The sequence below is a fragment of the Mesorhizobium sp. M7A.F.Ca.CA.004.06.1.1 genome (assembly GCF_003999135.1).
In the GTDB taxonomy this organism is placed as follows: Bacteria; Pseudomonadota; Alphaproteobacteria; order Rhizobiales; family Rhizobiaceae; genus Mesorhizobium.
In genome coordinates this window covers 1-772 of sequence record NZ_RZPQ01001308.1, presented here as the reverse complement: position 1 = coordinate 772, position 772 = coordinate 1, and the positions used below count along the sequence as shown (strand labels likewise).

The 772-nt window shown below is 65.2% G+C and carries 1 protein-coding gene and 1 pseudogene; both read left to right on the top strand.

Going from position 1 to position 772, the window contains the following annotated elements; all coding sequences use genetic code 11:
* The coding region (nthA, locus tag EN906_RS35980) for a nitrile hydratase subunit alpha (RefSeq protein ID WP_127375864.1) at positions 1-545 on the top strand (545 nt) is incomplete at its 5' end.
* Positions 542-772: pseudogene (locus EN906_RS35975) on the top strand (SH3-like domain-containing protein); the annotation flags it as partial. The gene nthA and the pseudogene EN906_RS35975, both read left to right, overlap by 4 nt.

The following is a 772-nucleotide window of genomic DNA, read 5'->3' as shown; positions in this document are numbered from 1 at the left end:
AGAAGGGGCTGATCGATCCGGCCGCGATCGACGTCATCGTCGATACCTACGAGACGAAGATCGGCCCGCGCAATGGCGCCAGGGTGGTGGCGAAAGCCTGGAGCTATCCCGCCTATGCCGAATGGCTGAAGCGCGATGCGACGGCGGCGATCGCATCGCTCAGCTATACCGGCCGCCAGGGCGAGCACATGCAGGCGGTGTTCAACACCGAGGAGACGCACAATCTCGTCGTCTGCACGCTGTGCTCCTGCTATCCGTGGTCGGTGCTCGGCCTGCCTCCGGTCTGGTACAAGGCGCCGCCCTATCGTTCGCGCGCGGTGATCGATCCGCGCGGCGTGCTGGAAGAATTTGGACTCACGCTGCCGGCCGGGACAAAAATACGCGTCTGGGATTCGACCGCGGAGCTGCGCTATCTCGTCGTGCCGATGCGGCCTGAGGGCACCGAGGGCTGGAGCGAGGAGCGGCTGGCGGAGCTGGTCAGCCGTGATGCGATGATCGGGACCGGCCTGGCCCAAAGACCTGAAATAGAGGGGCAGCCGGCATGAACGGGCCGCACGATCTTGGCGGGCAGATGGGGTTCGGCCCCGTCGCGCCCGAAAAGGACGAGCCCTATTTCCATGCCGCCTGGGAAAGGCGGGCGCTCGGCGTTACGCTGACTGCCGGCGCCATGGGCGCGTGGAACATCGACGAGAGCCGGCACGCACGGGAATCGCTGCATCCGGCTGTCTACTATTCATCGAGCTACTACCAGATATGGATCAAGGCGCTGGAG